The sequence below is a fragment of the Pseudomonas sp. NCHU5216 genome (assembly GCF_052156495.1).
GTDB lineage: Bacteria > Pseudomonadota > Gammaproteobacteria > Pseudomonadales > Pseudomonadaceae > Aquipseudomonas.
Genome location: NZ_JBQLIX010000003.1, coordinates 77811 through 96183, shown reverse-complemented (window position 1 = coordinate 96183; position 18373 = coordinate 77811). Strand labels below are relative to the sequence as shown.

16 protein-coding genes are annotated in these 18373 nt (G+C 60.4%); 6 read left to right on the top strand and 10 right to left on the bottom strand.

Annotation, left to right across the window (positions count from 1 at the left end):
* Nucleotides 1-26: 26 nt before the first annotated feature.
* Together mexE and ACSVIK_RS03535 are read right to left on the bottom strand one after the other, a co-directional pair.
* On the bottom strand, nucleotides 27-1265 hold the full coding sequence (gene mexE, locus ACSVIK_RS03540; RefSeq protein WP_442442998.1) for a multidrug efflux RND transporter periplasmic adaptor subunit MexE: 1239 nt from the start codon (nucleotides 1263-1265) through the stop codon (nucleotides 27-29).
* A gap of 351 nt (nucleotides 1266-1616) precedes the next feature.
* Entirely contained in the window at nucleotides 1617-2531 is a 915-nt protein-coding gene (locus ACSVIK_RS03535) for a LysR family transcriptional regulator (protein WP_442442997.1), read from the bottom strand.
* A gap of 218 nt (nucleotides 2532-2749) precedes the next feature.
* On the opposite strand from ACSVIK_RS03535, the gene ACSVIK_RS03530 reads away from it, so the two are divergent.
* The 3 genes from ACSVIK_RS03530 (at nucleotide 2750) to ACSVIK_RS03520 (ending at nucleotide 5433) form a co-directional block, all read left to right on the top strand.
* Nucleotides 2750-3772 carry a zinc-dependent alcohol dehydrogenase family protein gene (locus tag ACSVIK_RS03530; RefSeq protein WP_442442996.1) on the top strand — a complete coding sequence of 341 codons (1023 nt, stop codon included), beginning with the start codon at nucleotides 2750-2752 and terminating at the stop codon, nucleotides 3770-3772.
* An 86-nt stretch (nucleotides 3773-3858) separates the two neighbouring features.
* Nucleotides 3859-4752: a chemotaxis protein CheV gene (locus tag ACSVIK_RS03525; protein WP_442442995.1), complete on the top strand. Its 894-nt coding sequence runs from the start codon at nucleotides 3859-3861 to the stop codon at nucleotides 4750-4752.
* 156 nt (nucleotides 4753-4908) lie between these two features.
* On the top strand, nucleotides 4909-5433 hold the full coding sequence (locus ACSVIK_RS03520) for a hypothetical protein (protein ID WP_442442994.1): 525 nt from the start codon (nucleotides 4909-4911) through the stop codon (nucleotides 5431-5433).
* 135 nt (nucleotides 5434-5568) lie between these two features.
* Here the strand turns inward: ACSVIK_RS03520 and lhpI (ACSVIK_RS03515) are convergent, their stop codons facing one another.
* From lhpI (ACSVIK_RS03515) to ACSVIK_RS03490, 6 genes are all read right to left on the bottom strand, one after another.
* On the bottom strand, nucleotides 5569-7326 hold the full coding sequence (gene lhpI / locus ACSVIK_RS03515; protein ID WP_442443142.1) for a cis-3-hydroxy-L-proline dehydratase: 1758 nt from the start codon (nucleotides 7324-7326) through the stop codon (nucleotides 5569-5571).
* Nucleotides 7327-7514: 188 nt separating this feature from the next.
* Nucleotides 7515-8339, bottom strand: coding sequence for a transporter substrate-binding domain-containing protein (locus tag ACSVIK_RS03510; protein ID WP_442442993.1), 825 nt, complete (start codon nucleotides 8337-8339; stop codon nucleotides 7515-7517).
* 240 nt (nucleotides 8340-8579) lie between these two features.
* Nucleotides 8580-9533, bottom strand: coding sequence for a bifunctional Delta(1)-pyrroline-2-carboxylate/Delta(1)-piperideine-2-carboxylate reductase (gene lhpI, locus ACSVIK_RS03505; protein WP_442442992.1), 954 nt, complete (start codon nucleotides 9531-9533; stop codon nucleotides 8580-8582).
* A gap of 26 nt (nucleotides 9534-9559) precedes the next feature.
* Nucleotides 9560-10288 (bottom strand): amino acid ABC transporter ATP-binding protein, encoded by a 729-nt coding sequence (locus ACSVIK_RS03500; RefSeq protein ID WP_442443141.1) that lies wholly within the window; start codon nucleotides 10286-10288, stop codon nucleotides 9560-9562.
* 53 nt (nucleotides 10289-10341) lie between these two features.
* Nucleotides 10342-11079: an amino acid ABC transporter permease gene (locus ACSVIK_RS03495; protein ID WP_442442991.1), complete on the bottom strand. Its 738-nt coding sequence runs from the start codon at nucleotides 11077-11079 to the stop codon at nucleotides 10342-10344.
* Nucleotides 11080-11081: 2 nt separating this feature from the next.
* On the bottom strand, nucleotides 11082-11756 hold the full coding sequence (locus ACSVIK_RS03490) for an amino acid ABC transporter permease (RefSeq protein WP_442442990.1): 675 nt from the start codon (nucleotides 11754-11756) through the stop codon (nucleotides 11082-11084).
* A 462-nt stretch (nucleotides 11757-12218) separates the two neighbouring features.
* Between ACSVIK_RS03490 and ACSVIK_RS03485 the strand changes: the two genes are divergently transcribed.
* Nucleotides 12219-12944 (top strand): FadR/GntR family transcriptional regulator, encoded by a 726-nt coding sequence (locus ACSVIK_RS03485; protein WP_442442989.1) that lies wholly within the window; start codon nucleotides 12219-12221, stop codon nucleotides 12942-12944.
* 221 nt (nucleotides 12945-13165) lie between these two features.
* Complete coding sequence (locus ACSVIK_RS03480; protein WP_442442988.1) at nucleotides 13166-13558, top strand: DUF4280 domain-containing protein; 393 nt, start codon at nucleotides 13166-13168, stop codon at nucleotides 13556-13558.
* A 210-nt stretch (nucleotides 13559-13768) separates the two neighbouring features.
* Here ACSVIK_RS03480 and ACSVIK_RS03475 read toward each other — a convergent pair whose 3' ends face one another.
* On the bottom strand, nucleotides 13769-15085 hold the full coding sequence (locus tag ACSVIK_RS03475) for an alkaline phosphatase D family protein (protein WP_442442987.1): 1317 nt from the start codon (nucleotides 15083-15085) through the stop codon (nucleotides 13769-13771).
* Between the two features lie 335 nt (nucleotides 15086-15420).
* Complete coding sequence (locus ACSVIK_RS03470; protein WP_442442986.1) at nucleotides 15421-16626, bottom strand: NAD(P)/FAD-dependent oxidoreductase; 1206 nt, start codon at nucleotides 16624-16626, stop codon at nucleotides 15421-15423.
* A gap of 123 nt (nucleotides 16627-16749) precedes the next feature.
* Between ACSVIK_RS03470 and pdxR the strand changes: the two genes are divergently transcribed.
* Entirely contained in the window at nucleotides 16750-18249 is a 1500-nt protein-coding gene (pdxR, locus tag ACSVIK_RS03465; RefSeq protein ID WP_442442985.1) for a MocR-like pyridoxine biosynthesis transcription factor PdxR, read from the top strand.
* Nucleotides 18250-18373 lie beyond the last annotated feature (124 nt).

Here is an 18373-nt window from a genome sequence, read left to right as displayed (position 1 = left end):
GGTCTGTCCTTGAGTCGCGGGCGTGATCAGCCGCGCGGCGAGCGAATATCGGTACGTTCGGCGGCAAGGCGGGGTGACTGGCTCTCGGCGGCGGCCTCACGCATACGTGCCAGTTGCGCCAGGGTGTCGGCATCGGCCATGGCCACGGGTTGCGGGTCAACGGTGGCGCCGGGCATGGCGCGCTGCAGGCCGTTGACGACGATCTTCTCGCCCTTGCTCAGGCCGCTGCGGACGATGCGCAGGCCTTCGAGCTTCGGCCCCAGTTCGATGGAGCGGTAGGCCACGGTGTTGTCGTCACCGAGCACCAGCACATACTTCTTGCCCAGATCGGTGCCCACCGCTTCGTCCTTGATCAGGGTGGCGGCATAGGGCTTGCTGCCCACCAGTTTCAGGCGTGCGTAGAGGCCCGGGGTGAAACGGCCGTCCTGATTGTCGAACACGGCGCGACCACGGATGGTGCCAGTGCGCGGGTTGACCTGGTTGTCGAGAAAGTCCAGCTGGCCAAGATGCGGGTGACCGGCCTCGTCGGACAGACCCAGGTACACCGGGCTGGCGCCACGGGCATCGGTGCCGGCGTCATGGGCCAGTTCCGTGTACTTGAGGAAGGCGCGCTCATCGGCGTCGAAGTAGGCGTAGACCTTGTCGGTGGACACCACCGAGGTCAGCAGGCTTTCACCGGCGTTGACCAGGTTGCCGCGGGTGATTTCGGCGCGGCTTACGCGGCCATCGATGGGCGAGGTGATGCGGGTGAAATCCAGATTGAGACGGGCGTTGTCCAGCTCCGCCTGGATAGCCGCAACCTGTGCTTGCGCTTCGCTGGCGGCACTGGCGCGGGCGTCGGCCAGTTCTGCGGAGATGGCGTTGCTCTGGCGCAGACGTTCGCCACGGCGGGCTTCGTTGACGGCGCGAGCCTGGTTGGCGCGGGCCTGCTGCAACTGCGCTTCGAGGCGCTTGACCTCGGCCTGGAAGGGGCGCGGGTCGATCTGGAACAGCAGATCGCCTTTCTTCACCAGGCTGCCTTCATCGAAGGCCACGCGGTCGATGTAGCCGGACACGCGCGGACGAATCTCCACCGATTGCGGCGCTTCCAGGTGGCCGGTGAACTCATCCCACTCGTTGACCGGTTGCTCGATGACCTCGGCCACACTGACCTTGGGTGCCGGCATTTGCGCCTGGGCCTGCGGGGCTTGCTCGCAGCCGCTCAGCAGCAGAGCGCCGGCGAGGGCCAGGGGGAATATCCAGATGTTCTTGTGAAACTGTTCCATAGATGACTCCGCCAGTCGGATTTGTGGATGGGCGGAGTCTGCGGCGAGGCACGGCGAGCGACTAATCGAACGCCATGAAGTTCAATATCACCGGCAATGATTATGGAGCGTTTGCGGTGCTGCTGTGATTGATGGGGCGCCACCGGTATCAAGGTTCATTCATCACGGGCGCGGGTGATTTCGCTCACGCCTCATCCGGTTGCGGTAGCGGATCTTCAAAGGCCGATCGCACCCCTTCGACGCGGAAAGGCTACCTTCTCGACGATTTTGCTAATAAATAGCGAACCTGCATTAAAAACAGTAATGCACCGAGACATTCGCCAATCGGTGAAATGTAGCGCCTGAGGTGCGCTACAGGCTATCCGGGTCACCACAGAACATCTGGATGCGCGAACGCAGCCAGCGCTCGGCCGGGTCGTTGTCCTGGGCGCCGCGCCAGGCCATGTGCAGCTCGAAGGTCTGCGTCTGCAGCGGCAGATCCTCGGCACGCAAACCGCCAGCGGCGGTCAGGGCGGCGGCGGTGTAGTCCGGCACGCTGGCGACTATGTCGGTTTCCGCCAGCAAGGTGCCCAGGCCATTGAACTGCGGCACGGCCAGCACCACATGGCGCTTGCGCCCGAGCTTGGCCAGTTCGTCATCGATGAAGCCGGTCAGGTCACCGGCGAAGGACACCAGGGCATGGGGGCGGTTGCAGTAGTCGTCCAGGCTCAGCGCGCCGGGGATGGAATCGGCGCGCAGCAGCTTGGCCTTGCTGCGCCGCAGCACCTTGCGCTTGGCGTTGGCGGGCAACTCGTCGGTGTAGGCCACGCCCACGGAAATCTCGCCGGAGGTCAGCAGGCCGGGCATCATCAGGTAGTTGGTGCGGCGAACCACCAGCACTACGCCCGGCGCCTCGGCGCGCAGGCGGCGCAGCAGAGCTGGCAGCAGGGCGAACTCGACGTCGTCAGAGAGGCCGATGCGGAAAACCGCAGTGCTGGTGGCCGGGTCGAAGTCGGCAGCGCGGCTGACCGCCGTGGAGATGGAGTCCAGCGCCGGCGAGAGCAGGGCGAAGATCTCCTGCGCCCGTGGGGTCGGCTCCATGCTGCGGCCGGTGCGTACGAACAGCGGATCGTCGAACAGGGTGCGCAGGCGCGCCAGCGCCGCGCTGATGGCCGGTTGCCCCAGGAACAGCTTCTCGGCGGCGCGCGTCACGCTGCGCTCGTGCATCAGCGTCTCGAAGACGATCAGCAGGTTCAGGTCGAGGCGACGCAGATCGTTGCGATTCATTCGGATACCATTCGAGGGAAACTGGCCTTGTCAGCACTGCGTTGCAAATGAGAGCCTGTGCGTGGGCATAGTAAGGTCAGTGCACGGCGGATTGAAAGGCGCCGAATCACTGCCAGGCATGACGACTATCGATGGCAGCCGATAGTGCCGGTGTCATACAGCGGATAAAGTCCCCACTCAATGAAGTGTCAAGCCGCGATCGAGCGTTGAGGTAAGCGATGTCCCGCATGATCCGTTTTCATAAGTTCGGCGATGCCGATGTGCTCCAGTACGAAGAGGTTCCGACGCCCGTGCCCGGCCCCGGTGAGGTGCTGGTGCGCGTTCAGGCCGTCGGGCTTGGTTGGAAGGACGTGATGTGGCGTCAGAACCTGGCCGCCGAACAGGCCCGCCTGCCAGCGGGCACAGGTTTCGAGTTGGCCGGTACCGTGGCCGCACTGGGCGAGGGCGTCGACGCCTTCGAGCTGGGCACCCCCGTCGCCGGCTTCCCGGCGAGCACGCCGAACCGTTACCCGACCTGGGGTGATCTGGTGCTGATGCCCAGCCATGCCCTGACCCGTTACCCCGAGGTGCTCAGCCCCGTCGAGGCCAGCGTGCACTACACCGGGCTGCTGTTCGGCTACCTGGCGCTGATGGATCTGGCTCAGCTCAAGCCTGGGCAGCATGTGCTGATCACCGAGGCCAGCCACTGCCTGGCCCCGCAGACCGTGCAACTGGCCAAGGTGCTGGGCGCCAAGGTCATCGTGTCTACCGGCTCGGCCGATGATCGCGAGTTCCTGCGCGGCCTGGGCGCCGACAAGGTGATCGTCACCGAGGAACAGGATCTGGTGCTGGAGGTGGAGCGCTATACCGAAGGCAAGGGCGTGGAGGTGATTCTCGACCAGTGCGCCGGCCCGCAGATGAAACTGCTCGGTGATATCGCCGCAGCACGTGGCAAATTGATACTGTATGGTAACAACGGTGGCAATGACACGGCGTTCCCGGCTTGCGCCGCGTTCAAGAAGCACCTGCAGTTCTTCCGCCATTGCGTGCTGGATTTCACCGGCTGCCCGGAGTTGGGCATCGAGCCCGACAGCGAAGCCGTAACCCGTGCGCTGACGCACATCAACCAAATGACGGCAGATCGATTGCTCACACCCGTGATCGACAAGGTCTTCGCCTTCGAGGATTTCGTCGCCGCGCATCGTTACATGGAAACCTGCCCGAACCGTGGCCGGGTTGCCCTGCAACTGAGCATCGATTGAGGATCGACGGCCGTATCGCGCCCGCTCTTGCGGCGTGATGCGGCTGGGTGGTTTATCCTGTCGAATGTCTAGTCAAGGAATCAGCCATGACGCTCGTTACCGGCGACTCGCTATCGCTTTTGCTCTTTCGTCTGCATAGCGGCAGGCTGCTCGGCATCAACCTGCTCAAGGTCAATGAAGTCATCGACTGCCCGCCGCTGACCAAACTGCCCAACCGGCACCCCAACATTCGCGGTATCGCCATGTTGCGCGGCTTCACCCTGACCGTCATCGATCTGGGCGCCGCCATCGGTGAACGTGGTGTCAGCAGCGAGAACGACGAAGGCTGCCTGATCGTCACCGAAGTCAATCGCTCCCGTCAGGGCATGCTGGTGAAGAACGTCGAGCGCATCGTGCCGTGCTCGACCCGTGACGTGCGCCCGCCACCCGCAGGGGCGGGCAGCCGCGCCTTCATCACCGGCGTGGTGCAGATCGACGGCGATATCGTGCAGGTGCTGGATATCGAGAAGGTGCTGCACGAGATCACCCCGGAGCACGACCATACGCCCACCGAGCAACTGCTCGAGCCGCAGGACGCGAAACTGCTGCAGGGGCGACGGGTGCTGATCGTCGACGACTCGTCGGTGGCGTTGCAGCAGACGGTCAGCGTGCTGCGTCAGCTCGGCCTCGATTGCACCGCCGTGCGCAGCGGCCAGGCGGCGCTGGAACAGCTACATGAATACCGCGAAGCCGGCATGCCCTTCGAGTTGCTGGTGTCGGACATCGAAATGCCCGAGATCGACGGCTACAGCCTGGTGCAGGAAATTCGCCGCAGCAGCGATATCGCCGACACCTACGTGCTGCTGCACACCTCCCTCGACAGCACCATGAATACCGAAAAGGCGCGTGCGGTGGGGGCCAACGCCATTCTCACCAAGTTCTCCGCCGTGGATCTGACCCGCCTGACCCTGGACGCTTTCCGCCAGATCAGCGCGCGCTGAGCCTTGCCGCCCGACGGCAGACAATTGCCGTCGGGCGGCAGCTTGATGCCTCTCCCTTCCTCTCGCACTTCCGACAAATCAACAGCTTGCGATGATTATCTCGACTGGCATGAGAGTTGATGGGTTGCACCTGCAATTCATCCACGAGGATCAATCATGAGCACGATTGCGGGAGTGGCAGGCCACAGCAGCCTGTCGCTGATGGAGTTCAAGACCGGCAAACGCAGTGACGAGCAGCAGAAGGACGCGTTGTTTGGCGCTCAGACCAGCGTGCCCCAGCCGCGCACCGTCGATGCCAATGCCGAACGCGACTACCAGGCCCAGCAGGCCAGCGACGAAGGCTTCGCGCGCTATCGCGTCGGCCTGCAGACCACCTCGAACGCAGCGGCGGATAACCACTCTGAAAGTGGCGTCTGGAGCAATGGCCTGGGCACGAGCAAAAACGACGAACCTGACAAGGCCCTGCAGGAATTCCAGGCCTACATGGCCAAGTCGCCTGCCGAGAAGATGCGCGACAGCATCCTCAAGGACATGGGCCTGACCGAAGAAGACATCGAGGACATGCCGCCGGAAAGGCAGAAGGCGGTCGAGGCGGAAATCGCCGAACGCATGAAGGACAAGGCGCAGATGCAGGCCCAGGCGGATGTATCGCCTGAAGAGCAGGTTTATGGCGTGGTGTAGCGGAGGCTAGAGCGGAGGGAGCGACAGGGCGCGAACTCGCGCCTGTCGTACGTCGTGTTGTGGCTGCAGAGGGCCAGGGCAGCGATAAGAGTGGCAGCCTCGCAGTTACACAGCACTTCAAGCTTCCGGCTGTGCTCAGCCCACAGAGCTTAGCCAGGCCGGCAGTTCACGACTTGCAAAACCTTTCGTTCCCGCCTCAACGCAATCGGCCAAGCTGGCGAAATGCACGCTTCGACCCACCAGCCCTGGCGCGTAGTGGGCGTACTTGGCTGAGTTCGTCATCAACACCTTGGCAGATGGCGGAATCACTGGCTCGCCGAGCATGCACCAGCAGGTGTCGGTCACAATGCTTGCGCCAAAGGCTTCGACAGGGGCGATGTACCCTGCTGTACGCGCTTGTTCCAGAACCGCACGGCCACACGTGATGACGAATGCTAGGTTCGGGTGTTTGCTACGGCCCCGGCAAAGCTCGGCCAGACGACTGAACTCGCTCAACGAAAAGTGAGGGTTACCCAGTGAGACGACATCTACTGTGCTGTTCTGAGCGCTATTGAGCTCTCTCCAGCTTGCTACCAGGTCAATCGGCTCCACTGTCAGTGCGGGTAAGTCTTCCCCTGCCGCGACGGCATGTTGCGGATCCATTGCTTCCGGCGTCACGCCGGCTATATGGAAGAGCGGGGCCGCTGAAGTGGTGCCGAAAGCAGCAGCGAATGCTTTCAGATCGTCCAGATTTGGCTTTTTGTTCTCCAGGCCCAGGATCAAGGGAATCTGCTTGCCTGATAGTGCCCCGATACGGTACCCAAGCAGCGGATAAAAGGCGTCGTCCACTTCCCCCGCACCTTTAACCTCGATGCGTAGCTGTGCTTTGCGGTTCTCTTCCAGATGGCAGCCCGAGAGAGGGGCTCGTCCGCAGATGGCGATGCAGATATCCAGGTAATCTGGGTATTTCAACGTGCGTGCAGCGAGGACACTGTTCGCGAACACTACAGCGTTGGATTCCGCCCACACGATTTGCTCTCCCGCCTTGGGGGCGGTATCGAGTAGATAAGGGGCGCAGGTGTAGCTCATTTGCGCCCCCATAGCCATGTACGCCTCGCCTAGAGCGCTCGCCGGCTCCCCAAAGGAAGGATCGACACCGAGTTCTCGCCAGCGACGCTGGTCAACGGAGATCGAGTTGAGGGTGGTTGGTACGGAGACCTGTGCACCCCACTCAACTAGCTGTTCGGCGAAGCGAAGGCTGGACGGGCCTGTGTAAATGCATCCATCGATATGCGCCTGGGTGACGTCAATGAGGCTTCTTGCACCCTGAAGCTCGGCCATCTGCAGGACGACCTGCATGGCAACCTGAGTTGCCTTGCCGTGCTCACCTGCCAACATCGCCCGGTCGCGATCCGTAAGCACTACAGCGATATCAGCGGATGCAGCGCCAGGATGTGCTACCTCAACCACCGAGGTAGTACTGGGAAACGCTTCGCGTAGCTGTACCGTGCTGCCTTCAACTCGAACAAACGCAACATCACGTAAGCGAGCGAACGCTTCTTTACCGATGCAGATCACAGGCAGCGAGCGCTCAAAGATCATCTCGGCCAGTAGCACGCCAAGGGTCAGAATCTCGTCGACTTCGGCCAAAACGAGCGCAGACGGTGCGTTGCCGGTGCTGATCAACTCCATCATCACGCTGCTGCCCGTACATGAACCTCGCCCGCTCGGGATTGCAAGAATTCGCCCTGCTAGGTGGTTTCCGCTAAGCGGGTGATGGCGGTCGATGATCTCGCCACTGGACGGGTTCACTCCCCCCCAGAAGCTGAGGCCGACATCGGAAAACAAGAGTTCGCCTTCAGCAGCACCACCAATCAAGCTGCGGCCGTTCAATATGGAAGTCATTTTCGGCATCCTGGAATATTCGATCATTGTTCTAACCCTGGCGAGCAGTCAGCCTGCCGCTGGTATTCATAGGCTCCGACTGCGCCCGGCTGGTGGTCATCGGACTGGCGTTGCCTCGTCATGGGCACAGTGCGAAGACGGGCAATTGATCGGTTGAAGAGCGGCGCCGGCCGATTGCTCAGTCGGCGCAGCCACCTTCACTTCATGGGCTCGACCTTGAACGAACGAGTCATCTTGTAGATGGATTGAGCCCCCAGCCATTTGTCGAAGATCGCCTGCATCTCGCCTGAAGCCTCCATGTCGCGAAGCGCGGTGTTTACAGCCAGCAGCATCTGGTCTTCGCCCTTACGTACACCCACGCTCCAAACCTCCCGGCCAATCGGTGGGGCGATTACCGAATACTTGGACGCGTTAGGGCCAAGGCGATTGACCAGCTTCTGAACAGCCTCTTCGGAGGTGCTAAATGCCGCTACCTTGCCCTGGAGAAGAACGGTGAAGGCCGTCGAGATGTCGTCGTACCCAACGGGGGTGGCAGTCGGCAGCGCTTCGCGAATGTAAGGCTCGCTGATGGTGCCTTTGACATAACTGATGCGCTTGCCTGCCAGATCACTGGTCTGCTTGTAGCCACGGTCATTGCGCACGGCCAGCACGTTGTTGCTGACGTAGTAGGAATCAGAGTAACTGATCTGCTCCGCGCGTTGAGGCGTGTAGGCCAGGCCGGCAGCGAGGATGTCCATGTGGCCTTGCTGCAGCTCCGGGATCCGGGCCGAATCGGCGACGGGCTTGATCTCTGCATGCACGCCAAGCTTTTGGGCAATGGCGTTGCATATGTCGACATCGTAACCAGCAACACTGCGAGTCGCGGTGTCGGTGTAGCCGAATGGCTCGAAGATATCGAGCACACCACACACCAGGGTGCCTTTGCTTTTGACATCGGCAAGTTGGTCGGCCTGAGCCACGGAAACCACGAACAGTGCACAGCTAGCGATTGCGGAAATAAACGCGTTGGTACGGAATTTCATAGCAACATCCCTCGATTTATTGCGCCTGAGGCGCGCTGTTGTTAACCAGGGTGAATCACTTACAAACTTTCCTTGGGGCGTACTTGTCGAGTGATGCTCCCGTGCATTCGGGAGCATTCATCGACAGTTCAGTGCAGAAGTCGCTTGAGTCAGTGCGCCAGTGGCGTTGGCGGGAAGCCAGTACGTCTCTGTCGACTCAAGTGCTGCGAAACCAGTAACCGTGCGGCGCGCATGAGCTCGTTACTCAGCGCTGGCCAAGGCTTCGAGCGCCACACGAGCAGCGGCCAGATCCCATGCGGCTGTGCCAACGCTCTTGAAAACCACAGGGCGATTCGGATCGATGTTTGCCCTCAAGGCACTCGCGAGAGAGCTGACGCGGGACCAATCGATCCCCGCACGAAGCAGGTCACCTGCCTCGTGACGTGCGCCTATAGGGTCGTCGGCATACAGATCACTGCCGTCCAAGGTGACTTCGCCCAGCTCGGCCATTTCAGGTTTGAAGGCACCTACACCAATGACCAGGCAGCCAGGTTTGGCGAGCTCGTTGTAAACGGGCTCGGTGCTAGTGGTCACGGTGATGACTACGTCCACCTTGCTTGGTAGTGCCGCCCCACATGGGGCCAGGTGCTGATGCTGGTGACGGTTATTGGCGCAGAAATCTGATGCGCTTTTTTCATCCAGACCTCGTACCCATACATTGGCTTCTGGGTAGAGGGCATTGATTGCCTGCACGTGGTATCGGGCCTGTGCTCCGGTGCCAAAGAGCAGCACATCCTTCGGTGCTTTCTTCAGCAGGGTGCGAATCGCCAACAGCGTTACGGCGGCGGTGCGGCGGCCAGTCAGCTCGGGACCATCCAGCAGGCACAGGATCTTGCCGGTCACGGCATCACAGACCGTGACGGTGCCGTGAATGGTCGGGAGTTGGCGCTGGACGTTGGAAGGGTGGACGTTCACCAGCTTATGGATTCCAACGTCGGGCGCGGTCGCGGGCATGCTCAGAAGAACGCCGGTATCTCCCATCGGGACGACCATTCGCTCGGGGCTCAAAATCGCCCCGGCGTCCAGCTCCGCTGCTGCCTGGGCGATGGCCTCGACAAGCGCGTTGAAGTCCAGCAGTTGTGCGGTACGTGCTTGGTCGCACACTGTGATCGAAGCGTCTTTATTGGCGCTGGTAACGGCTGACACATTTGTCATGAAGCTGCTCCTGGTGAGGATAGGATTCAATCGCGACGGATGTCGGACAGGAACTTCTGCGCCCGCGGGTGCTTGGGCGCAGTGAAGAATTCTTCTGGAGGCGCCACCTCCAACAGTTCGCCCTGATCCATGAACCACACAACGTCAGAGACCTCTCGGGCGAACTTCATTTCATGGGTGACGCAGACCATCGTCATTCCTTCGCTGGCCAGCGCTTTCATTACGGAAAGCACTTCGCCAACCATTTCTGGGTCGAGGGCGCTGGTCGGTTCATCGAACAACATGATGGGCGGTTTCATTGCCAGAGCCCGAGCGATTGCCACCCGCTGCTGCTGCCCCCCGGAAAGCTGATTGGGATACGCGTTCGCCTTGTGGCTAAGCCCGACCTTGGTCAGAAGCTCCATTGCGGCTTCGTGAGTTTCCTTCTGCGCAACCCTGCTGACCCACAGTGGGCCGCTCGCTACGTTCTCGAGGACAGACAGATGCGGGAAAAGGTTGAACTGTTGAAAAACGAAGCCAATGTGGCTTCGCATTTTGTTCACATCGACGTTTTTTCCTTGCACGTCTTTGCCGTTGACCTGGATCGTGCCCGAGCTGATTTCTTCCAATCTGTTCATCGTCCGGATCAGCGTCGATTTACCTGAACCAGATGGGCCGCACAGAACCACGACCTCGCCGCGCTTGACCTCGGCGGAGAGGTTGGTGAGCACGTGGTGCTCGCCATACCATTTCTCGACGGCGCTCAATTTGATGATTGCGTTGTCATGCATAGTCGCAGAGGTAGCGTTAGAAGTACTTTTCATGGTGGTCAGAGTTCCGCTGCGGTGGTGTTGGAGATGCTGATGGGCGACTGCACAACGGAACGGGAATTGCGACGTTCAAGGCGTGCTTCCAGAACTCGGGCGGCCTGCGTCAGCGCGAAACAGATAAGGAAGTAGATGACCGACAGCACCAGGAAGACGCTGAAGGGCTCGGTCAAAAGGCTGCTATTGACCTGGTTGGCGGCATAGGTGAGTTCGTTCACCCCGATCACGTAGCCAAGCGAGGTGTCTTTGATCGTGGTAACGAACTGGCCAACCATGCTGGGCAGCATGTTGGTGAGTGCCTGCGGCAGGATGATTTTCCTGGTTCGCGTCCAGTAGCCCATACCAAGCGCGGCGGCAGCCTCGGTCTGGCCACGGGGTAGAGCCTCAATTCCGGCGCGCACGATTTCGGCCAAGTACACCGCCTGGAAGAACACCAAGGTCACTGCCATCGTGGTGAAGCCCGCAATCGGACGCCCCAAGATCATCGGCACGATGAAATAGGTGCCAAAGATCAGCATAACCAGCGGAATGCTGCGCACCAGGTAGCGCATCACCGTTGCTGGGTAACGAAGAACCTTGAAGGTACTCAGTTGTGCAAGCGCAAGCAGCACGCTGAGAGGAAAGGCCAACCCGATGCCGATGATGGAGAGCAGTAGCGTGGCAGCCACGCCGCCAAGCGGGCCGTTCGGGTAGGAACCGATGAGCAGGAGAAGCCAGTAGTTCTGGATGATATCGAGCATTGTTAGCGCCCCTTGATCTGAAAGCGCTGGCTCAGCCAGTTACCAAGAATCAGCAGGCAAAGGGCCACGGCCACATACATCGCGGTGCTGAACCCGTAAGTTTCAAAGATGCGGAAGGTGTCGCTGGCTACGTCCTTGGTTGCATAGGTGAGCTCCATGACGCCGATCACCATGGCCAGGCTGGTGGTCTTCACCAGCATCACCGTTTCGCTAACCAGCGGAGGGATGGCGATGCGGAGAGCCTGTGGGAGCACAACGCGGCGCATGGTGCCGACGTAACTCAGCCCCATGGCTCGCGCGGCTTCTTGTTGCCCCCTCGGAACACTGCGAAGACCACTGCGGATGTCTTCTGCAAAGTAGGCTCCGTAGTACAGGCCGATGGCTATCGCAGCAAAAATGAACTCGCCGTGGTTGGCGTTCATCCAGTCCTGAATAGACTCGGGCAGGATGCTGCTCACACCGAAGTACCACAGAAATATGTGAACCAGCGGCGGGACGTTTCGCTGATATTCAACAAAAACTAGAACGGCGATTTCGACTGCTCTGATTTTGGTCATACGAACCAATGTGAGCAGCAGGCCTACCGTAAAGGCCAAAAGCCAACTGGCGGCGGACAATAGAAGCGTGATCCCCAGGCCAAGCAGGAGCACCAGCCCATATTCATTCAGCAATGACATGGTGGTTCCTCAATGGTGAGTGATGCGCAAGAGGGTTGGGAGAGCCTCCTCAGCCTGCTGCATGCATGGCCAAATGGCTGAGCAAAAAGCCATGCTGCGGGTGCTGGATAGAGCGCATGTGCTGCTTGTCTTCGTTGGCTTCATCTTGTGCTTATTCATTTGAGCCTCTTACGGATGCCCATGAAGGGCTAACTGGTTAGCTTTAGAACCATCTTGGGTGGGTTGGGCTTCCAGCCATAGGCGATAACCGTGCCAGAACGCTTCACTGGTTGGTTATTGATCCACTAGTGGTTGATATTATGCCCACTTTTTAAGGCTTGCAACGGCTTTTCCTGATCCGCTGGTCGCTATTCGGTTTGCCATATGACCAATTTGGTGCGAAATTCACCCAAGGTGGTCAAAAATGAAGCCATGCGTTGTAGGCTCGCATCGTCATCAGGAATTGGTTAGGTGGTAATGAGAATGGACCAGAAGGCTACCCAGTTGGATTTCCGCCCGAAGCAGATTTACGAGCAAGTCGCGGACGAGATCCGCACAGGGATCTTCACTGGCGCTTATCTGCCAGGGTCACGCCTGCCATCGGAGCGGGATCTGGCACAGCGCTTGAAGGTCAGTCGGCCCGCTGTACGAGAGGCCATAGGGGCCTTGCAGAATGAAGGGATGGTGGTCACTCGCCATGGTTCGGGAACCTATGTGGCCGACCAGGTCGACGTGGCTCCCCCGGTTCCGCTCGAGAATCGCCCCCAGGCAGACTTCAGCCCGAACAGCACGCTTGAGGTTCGTCTACTGATTGAACCCGCGATCGCTCGCTTGGCGGCCAGACGAGGCAAGCGGGATCTACTGGCAGAAAAGTACCTGGCTCAGATGGCTGGAGTGAAAGACATTTCGGATGTCAGGCAACAAGTGCTGTGGAGCGAATGCGACCGCTTATTCCACCGTCAGCTTGCAGTGATGACCGAGGATGCCCTCATCCTCAAAATCGCCGACGAGGTCGAGAAGAGCATGGCCCAGCCACTCTGGAATCGCCTGCGTGATGACGGGATATACGATGAAGACCGGATCCAGCTCTATGTGGCTGAGCATCGCCTGATCTACGAGTCGATTGTGTCAGGCGATGAGAATGGGGCTGCGTTCTATGTCGAGGGCCACCTGAAGCGAGTCCAGCGAGACATCAACACGCGGGAGTGATTCCTCGTCCTTCATACAGCTACCGCCTGCACAGCGAGGCCTGGCCTCTTTCTGATCGTGCAGGTTGCACCGCTCGCCATTGCGGATGGTCTTCACTAGCTGGGCGCTATGCGATGTGCAGCCCAATCTGCGTTGCCGCTCAACATCATCAGTGCAAAGCAACCACCCTATCAACGTTCTACTAAGCTGCTCTCCCATCAGGGACTGACTGGGAGAGTGTGATGGGTTGTCCGCAGGTGTGCAGTGGTGCGACGTTGCAGTGCAGTTTTGGCGCTGCGCCGAGCATGTTGAACGTGTTGCCGACCAATCGCACGCTTACAGGCGGCATGCCGGCGGCGAATATCATGGATCATATCCCGCTGGTGAACATCATGCCCTTCGGCATGTGCATGAGCATGGCCAACCCGACGGTGGCGGCGGCCACTGCGGCGGCCCTGGGCGTGTTGACGCCCATGCCGTGCATCCCGGCCACGGCAACGCCCTGGATACCCGGTGCGCCGACCATGTTGTTGGGCAATATGCCTTCGCTGGATTCCAACTGCTCGCTGATGTGCAACTGGGCTGGCGTCATCAAGGTGGTGATGCCTGGCCAGATGCAGATGCTGATTCCCTAGCAGGCTGTTGAAAACTACATGCGTTGCCATTGCGGCGTTAAAAACAGGCTCGTGTGCGAGCCCAAGCTAGGCGCCTCCGTCAAAAATGCTCATTTACAGCTCGTGAAGTCGACCGCGACTCCGACCGTTTTTCGCCTGTTTTTGTGGGGCAGCCAGCGGTATTGCACTGGCTGTATTGGCTACGTTTTTCAACAGCCTGTTAGGGGCTGCTCAGATCGTTCCCTTGATCGCCGGTTTGGTCGTATCGACGGTGGTCCTGAAGATGCTGAACTCGATCGGCTGTCCACTGGCAACGGTAATGCTCATGACATTTGAATGGTCACCGTAGAAAATTTTTTTCCTGATCGTGGACGTATATTGAAGTCCATCACTGGTTTCGCTCTTGGGTGACTCGTAGTGAAACTCCAGGGGCAGTTTCGGTGTGAACTGATTGATAGGGCTGGACATCAGCTCATGGATGACAGTCTTGTTGCCTGCCCCGTCGGAGATCTCCATGTCGGCGCAGTAAGAGGTGTGCATATCGCCGGTCAGGAAAATGACATTGCTGATGCCGTTCTTGAGGATGTGCCTGAGGATCTTTTCTCGCTGGGCCTTGAAGACCGGGTCACACCATTTGTCCTGCTTTGGATTCTTGACGGCGCCTACGAATGGGACGCTGGTTACGATGAATTTGGTGCTGTTGCTGTATTGAGTCATCCAGGCAAGCAGGCTTTTGAGCTGCTTGTCGTCGATCATTTGTCCGAGGCTCGATACACGCGATGTACGAGTGTCGAGCACGAAAAACTGAACATCACCATAGTTGAAGCTGTAGTAATACTGGTCGGCAGCGCCAAGTGTGGTTGGGTTATGCGAGTGCTGGAACTCCCAGTAGACCTTGAGTGCAATGCGCGGCAGCGTGCTGCCGAGCTCATCGCTGCCATGTGCGTAGTTGTTGATGATCTCGTGGTCGTCCAGGATCATGTAGTGTGGCAGTTCGGTCAGTACCTTCCTGGCGGGAATGCAGTCATTCCAGGCATCCAGATACTTGTCCCGGTAGTGCTCCAGGCTGGCCTCGGGCTTGAAAGGAATATCGGCATATATTTGATCACCCGCGTGGAGCATGAAGCGCGCTTGGGTTTTCGCTGCGATTCTGGAAATGCTCAGCCAGGACTGATCCGGGCGCTCCAATATGCCAAGTGAATGAAGGTTGCACGAGCCAAGAAGAAAGGTGAACGGCTGGGAGGCCTTTTTCGGGAAGGTCTTGAATCGACCTTCGGTATAGGCATCTCTTATGCGTGCCTCGGCAGGGGCCTCGGGTGTTTTGCCGAAAGAAACCTTCACTTTGTATTCAGTGTCGGCTGACAGGCCGTTGAACTCATGAACCGCGGTGAAGAACTCGGATTCCTGGGTTGGAATGGCTTTTTCAGTGAGTGTTTTGTTGTTGGCCAAGTTGATTAGCTGCAGAAAGGCTATTGGCCAGCGAGCCGATGCCCTGATCCAGATCTTCGCTGAGCTATCGGTAGTGTGCCCCAGAATGAGTTTTGCCATGTAATGTCCCTTTAATGTGTGGCTCCATGGCTTGGCGCTTTTGCTGGCCAGCCATGTTGGTCAGTGCATGTCATGGACTCCCAGCGCGAAGACTGGAACACGCGGAGGACTGCACCAGGTCGGACGTCTGTTTTTGTGGGTTAGGGTTCAATCGCCCCTTGAATAATCTAGGTGCTGGGCTGCAAATTGCCATCTCGCCTGTTTGCCATTGGTCGGTCGTTGATCTAGGCAGCAGATCTCGGTGGGCTGTTCGATGCTACGAGCGGTCAGCGTCCCGCTCCACCCTACGCGCTGAACGGCCTGGGCTCTAGGCTCCAGGCCGTTCTTGAGCCTTTTCAGGCCACCACCGGAATCAGCGGATCGGCTGCCGCCAGGGCGGCTGCACGTTCGGCTGCTGGCGGGTAGACCCACTCGGTGTTGATCTGGGTCTTCAGCGCCTTGCCCTCCTGGCCGGTGAGCACCACCTTGCGCTCCCAGCCTTCGGTGAACACTGCGCCCCAGGCGCCCAGATCCAGGCAGGTGACGTACTTGGGCTGGCTATAAGCGATAGGCTCCACACCGAGCAGGTCGGCTGCGGCATTGTTGCCCGCCGAGCGCCCAAGGGCGATGGCGTGCTGGCAGGTCATCAGCGCATGGTTGCCGATATCGTCCACGGCGGCGTAGGCCGTGTCCCCCGTGGCATAGATCGCCTCCTGGCCGAGTACCTTGAGGTTGCGGTCGACATGCAGGCGACCATGCAGGTCGCGTTCAGCCGAGATTTGCTGGGTGAGCGGCGAGGCTTGCACGCCGACTGCCCAGATCACCGTGCTGGCCTCGATGCGCTCGCCGTTATCGAGCACCACACCCGCTCGTTCCACTTTTGCTACCGGGCTGCCGAGCTTCCAGGTGACGCCGAGCTGGTCGCTGGCTTCTGCCACCACCGCCGCAATATCCTGCCCCATGGCGCCGCCCACCTGATTCGCCATGTCGACCACTATCACGCGGATATCGGCCTGTTCGCCGAGCAGGGCGCGCAGGCGAGCAGGCATTTCCGTGGCGGTCTCGATGCCGGTGAAGCCGCCGCCGGCCACCACTACGGTGTTGCGTGCTGGGCTGTCCGGCTGCCGGCGCAGGGCCTGCAGGTGGGCCTCGAGTTTCTGGGCCGACTCCAGGCTGTCGACATCGAAGGTGAATTGATCGATCCCGGCCACCGGCGGGCGCGACACCTGGCTGCCGCTGGCCAGAATCAGTCGGTCGTAGGCCAGACTGGCGTTGTTGCCGTTTTGGTCGCGGTAGCTCACGCGGCGTTCTTCGCTATGGATACGGGTCGCGCTGCCTTGCACGAAGTGCACGCCGACGGCGTCGAACAGCGGCCCCAGCGGGGCAACGGTGGTGCTCAGGTCAGCTTCGTAGAAGCGTGGACGCACGCGCAGCTCGGCCTGTGGGGCCAGCACGGTGACCGCCACGTCGAGGCGCTGCTGACGATCCAGCAGGCGAACGGCGCTGAGTGCGCTCCACATACCGCCGAATCCGGCGCCGATGATCAGGATCTGTTGCTTCATGGTTTCGCTCCAGTGAAGAGATGGGAAGTGTTCCGCTCGATTACGGAAGCGATTCTGCTGCTGGCTTGGATCGGTGTATTGATCCATTCTTGCTGGAAGTCATTGATCCATTCAGAGGCCCTCATGCCAAACACCAGCGCACCGCCGCAGGTGCTCTTCCTGCCGCTGGGCACGCCGGAACCGGGCGTCAGCCTGCAACGCTGGCTTTACGAGTCGCTGCGCGCGGCCATTCTTGGCGGACGCCTGCCGGCGGACAGCAAGCTGCCCAGCACGCGACAACTGGCCGAGCACTACCAGATCGCGCGGGGCACGGTGCAGGCGGCCTATCAGCAACTGTTGTCCGAGGGCTACCTGCATGCACGCACCGGCAGCGGTACGCGGGTCAGCGCCGTGCTGCCGGATGTCACGCTCAATGCCGGCTACGTGCGGCGCAAGGTACGGCCGCCCGAGGAGCTGCCACGCACGGCGCCAGCTACACCTTGGATGGAGCGCCTGGATCAGCTCAAGCCCGTGTTCGCCAGGCGCGCCTCGGTGTCGGGATTGCGCCCGTTCTTTCCTCATCGGGGAGATGTTCAGGCCTTTCCCATCGACACCTGGCGCAAGTTGCACACGCAACAATTGCGCGCGTCACGCTTGTCACTGCTGCTCGACGCCGACCCCGGTGGCCTGCCGGCGCTGCGTGAAGCCATTGCCGGCTACCTGTCCATCGCCCGTGGCGTGCAGGTGCCGGCCGAACGCATCCTGGTGCTTGCCAGCGTGCAGCAAGGGCTCGACTTGTGCCTGCGCCTGTTGGCGCCCGGTGACTCGCAGGTCTGGATGGAAGATCCGGGTTATCCCGGCGCGCGCCAGCTACTCGATGTGGCCGGAGTGCGACGGGTCGACGTGCCGGTGGATGCCCAGGGCTTGCAGGTGGACGAAGGCATGCGCCTGGCGCCCCATGCACGGCTGGCCTACGTGACGCCGTCGCGCCAGGCACCGCTCGGTGGCGAATTGTCGCCGTCGCGCCGCCTGGCCTTGCTGCAATGGGCGCAGCGCGAAGGCAGCTACATCTTCGAGGACGACTACGACAGCGAATACCGCTTCATCGCCAAACCGATCCCGGCGCTGCGCTCGATGGCGGCTGCCGAGCAGTCGGTGATTCTCGCCGGCACCTTCAGCAAGCTGCTGTTCCCGGCGATTCGCCTGGCCTATCTGGTGCTGCCCGCACACCTGGTGGAATGCTTCACCCGCGCGGCAGCCCTGACCGCACGGCATGCCAACAGCCTGTCGCAGGCGGTGCTGGCCGACTTCATCCACGAGGGCCACTTCGACCGTCACGTGCGGCGCATGCGCAAGCTCTATGCCCTGCGTGCCGAGGCCTTCGCCGAAGCCGCGCAGCGTCACTGGCAGGGCATGATCGAGGTGCCGGAAATCCGCGCCGGGCTGGACATCGCCTGCGGCCTGCAGATGGAGGACGAAGCCAATGCCTTTGCCCGAATGCACGCTGCCGGCATCGAGGCGATGCCGCTGGCACGCTACTGTGTGCATCCACGCTCGCCCGGCCTAGTAATGGGCTTTGCGCCTTATGATGAGCGCGCCATCGATGAAGCGGCGAGAGCGCTCGGCGCTGCGCTGCGGGCCTGATGCAATCTTGAACAGTACTGTGGGCGTACTCGCGAAGCAGTACGCCTTTTACCTTGTTGGTGGCTGTTCGCTGAGGCTACGAGCGGTCGGCGTCTCGGCCCACCCTACGCGCTGCCTTGAAAAG

Coding starts and splice junctions, on each gene's coding strand:
- ACSVIK_RS03475 (WP_442442987.1), bottom strand. CDS start 15,085: ATGGCAAAACTCATTCTGGGGCACACTACCGATAGCTCAGCGAAGATC.
- ACSVIK_RS03510 (WP_442442993.1), bottom strand. CDS start 8,339: ATGAAATTCCGTACCAACGCGTTTATTTCCGCAATCGCTAGCTGTGCA.
- ACSVIK_RS03485 (WP_442442989.1), top strand. CDS start 12,219: ATGGACCAGAAGGCTACCCAGTTGGATTTCCGCCCGAAGCAGATTTAC.
- lhpI (WP_442442992.1), bottom strand. CDS start 9,533: ATGACAAATGTGTCAGCCGTTACCAGCGCCAATAAAGACGCTTCGATC.
- pdxR (WP_442442985.1), top strand. CDS start 16,750: ATGCCAAACACCAGCGCACCGCCGCAGGTGCTCTTCCTGCCGCTGGGC.
- ACSVIK_RS03490 (WP_442442990.1), bottom strand. CDS start 11,756: ATGTCATTGCTGAATGAATATGGGCTGGTGCTCCTGCTTGGCCTGGGG.
- ACSVIK_RS03535 (WP_442442997.1), bottom strand. CDS start 2,531: ATGAATCGCAACGATCTGCGTCGCCTCGACCTGAACCTGCTGATCGTC.
- ACSVIK_RS03480 (WP_442442988.1), top strand. CDS start 13,166: ATGGGTTGTCCGCAGGTGTGCAGTGGTGCGACGTTGCAGTGCAGTTTT.
- ACSVIK_RS03530 (WP_442442996.1), top strand. CDS start 2,750: ATGTCCCGCATGATCCGTTTTCATAAGTTCGGCGATGCCGATGTGCTC.
- ACSVIK_RS03520 (WP_442442994.1), top strand. CDS start 4,909: ATGAGCACGATTGCGGGAGTGGCAGGCCACAGCAGCCTGTCGCTGATG.
- mexE (WP_442442998.1), bottom strand. CDS start 1,265: ATGGAACAGTTTCACAAGAACATCTGGATATTCCCCCTGGCCCTCGCC.
- ACSVIK_RS03525 (WP_442442995.1), top strand. CDS start 3,859: ATGACGCTCGTTACCGGCGACTCGCTATCGCTTTTGCTCTTTCGTCTG.
- ACSVIK_RS03470 (WP_442442986.1), bottom strand. CDS start 16,626: ATGAAGCAACAGATCCTGATCATCGGCGCCGGATTCGGCGGTATGTGG.
- lhpI (WP_442443142.1), bottom strand. CDS start 7,326: ATGCCGAAAATGACTTCCATATTGAACGGCCGCAGCTTGATTGGTGGT.
- ACSVIK_RS03495 (WP_442442991.1), bottom strand. CDS start 11,079: ATGCTCGATATCATCCAGAACTACTGGCTTCTCCTGCTCATCGGTTCC.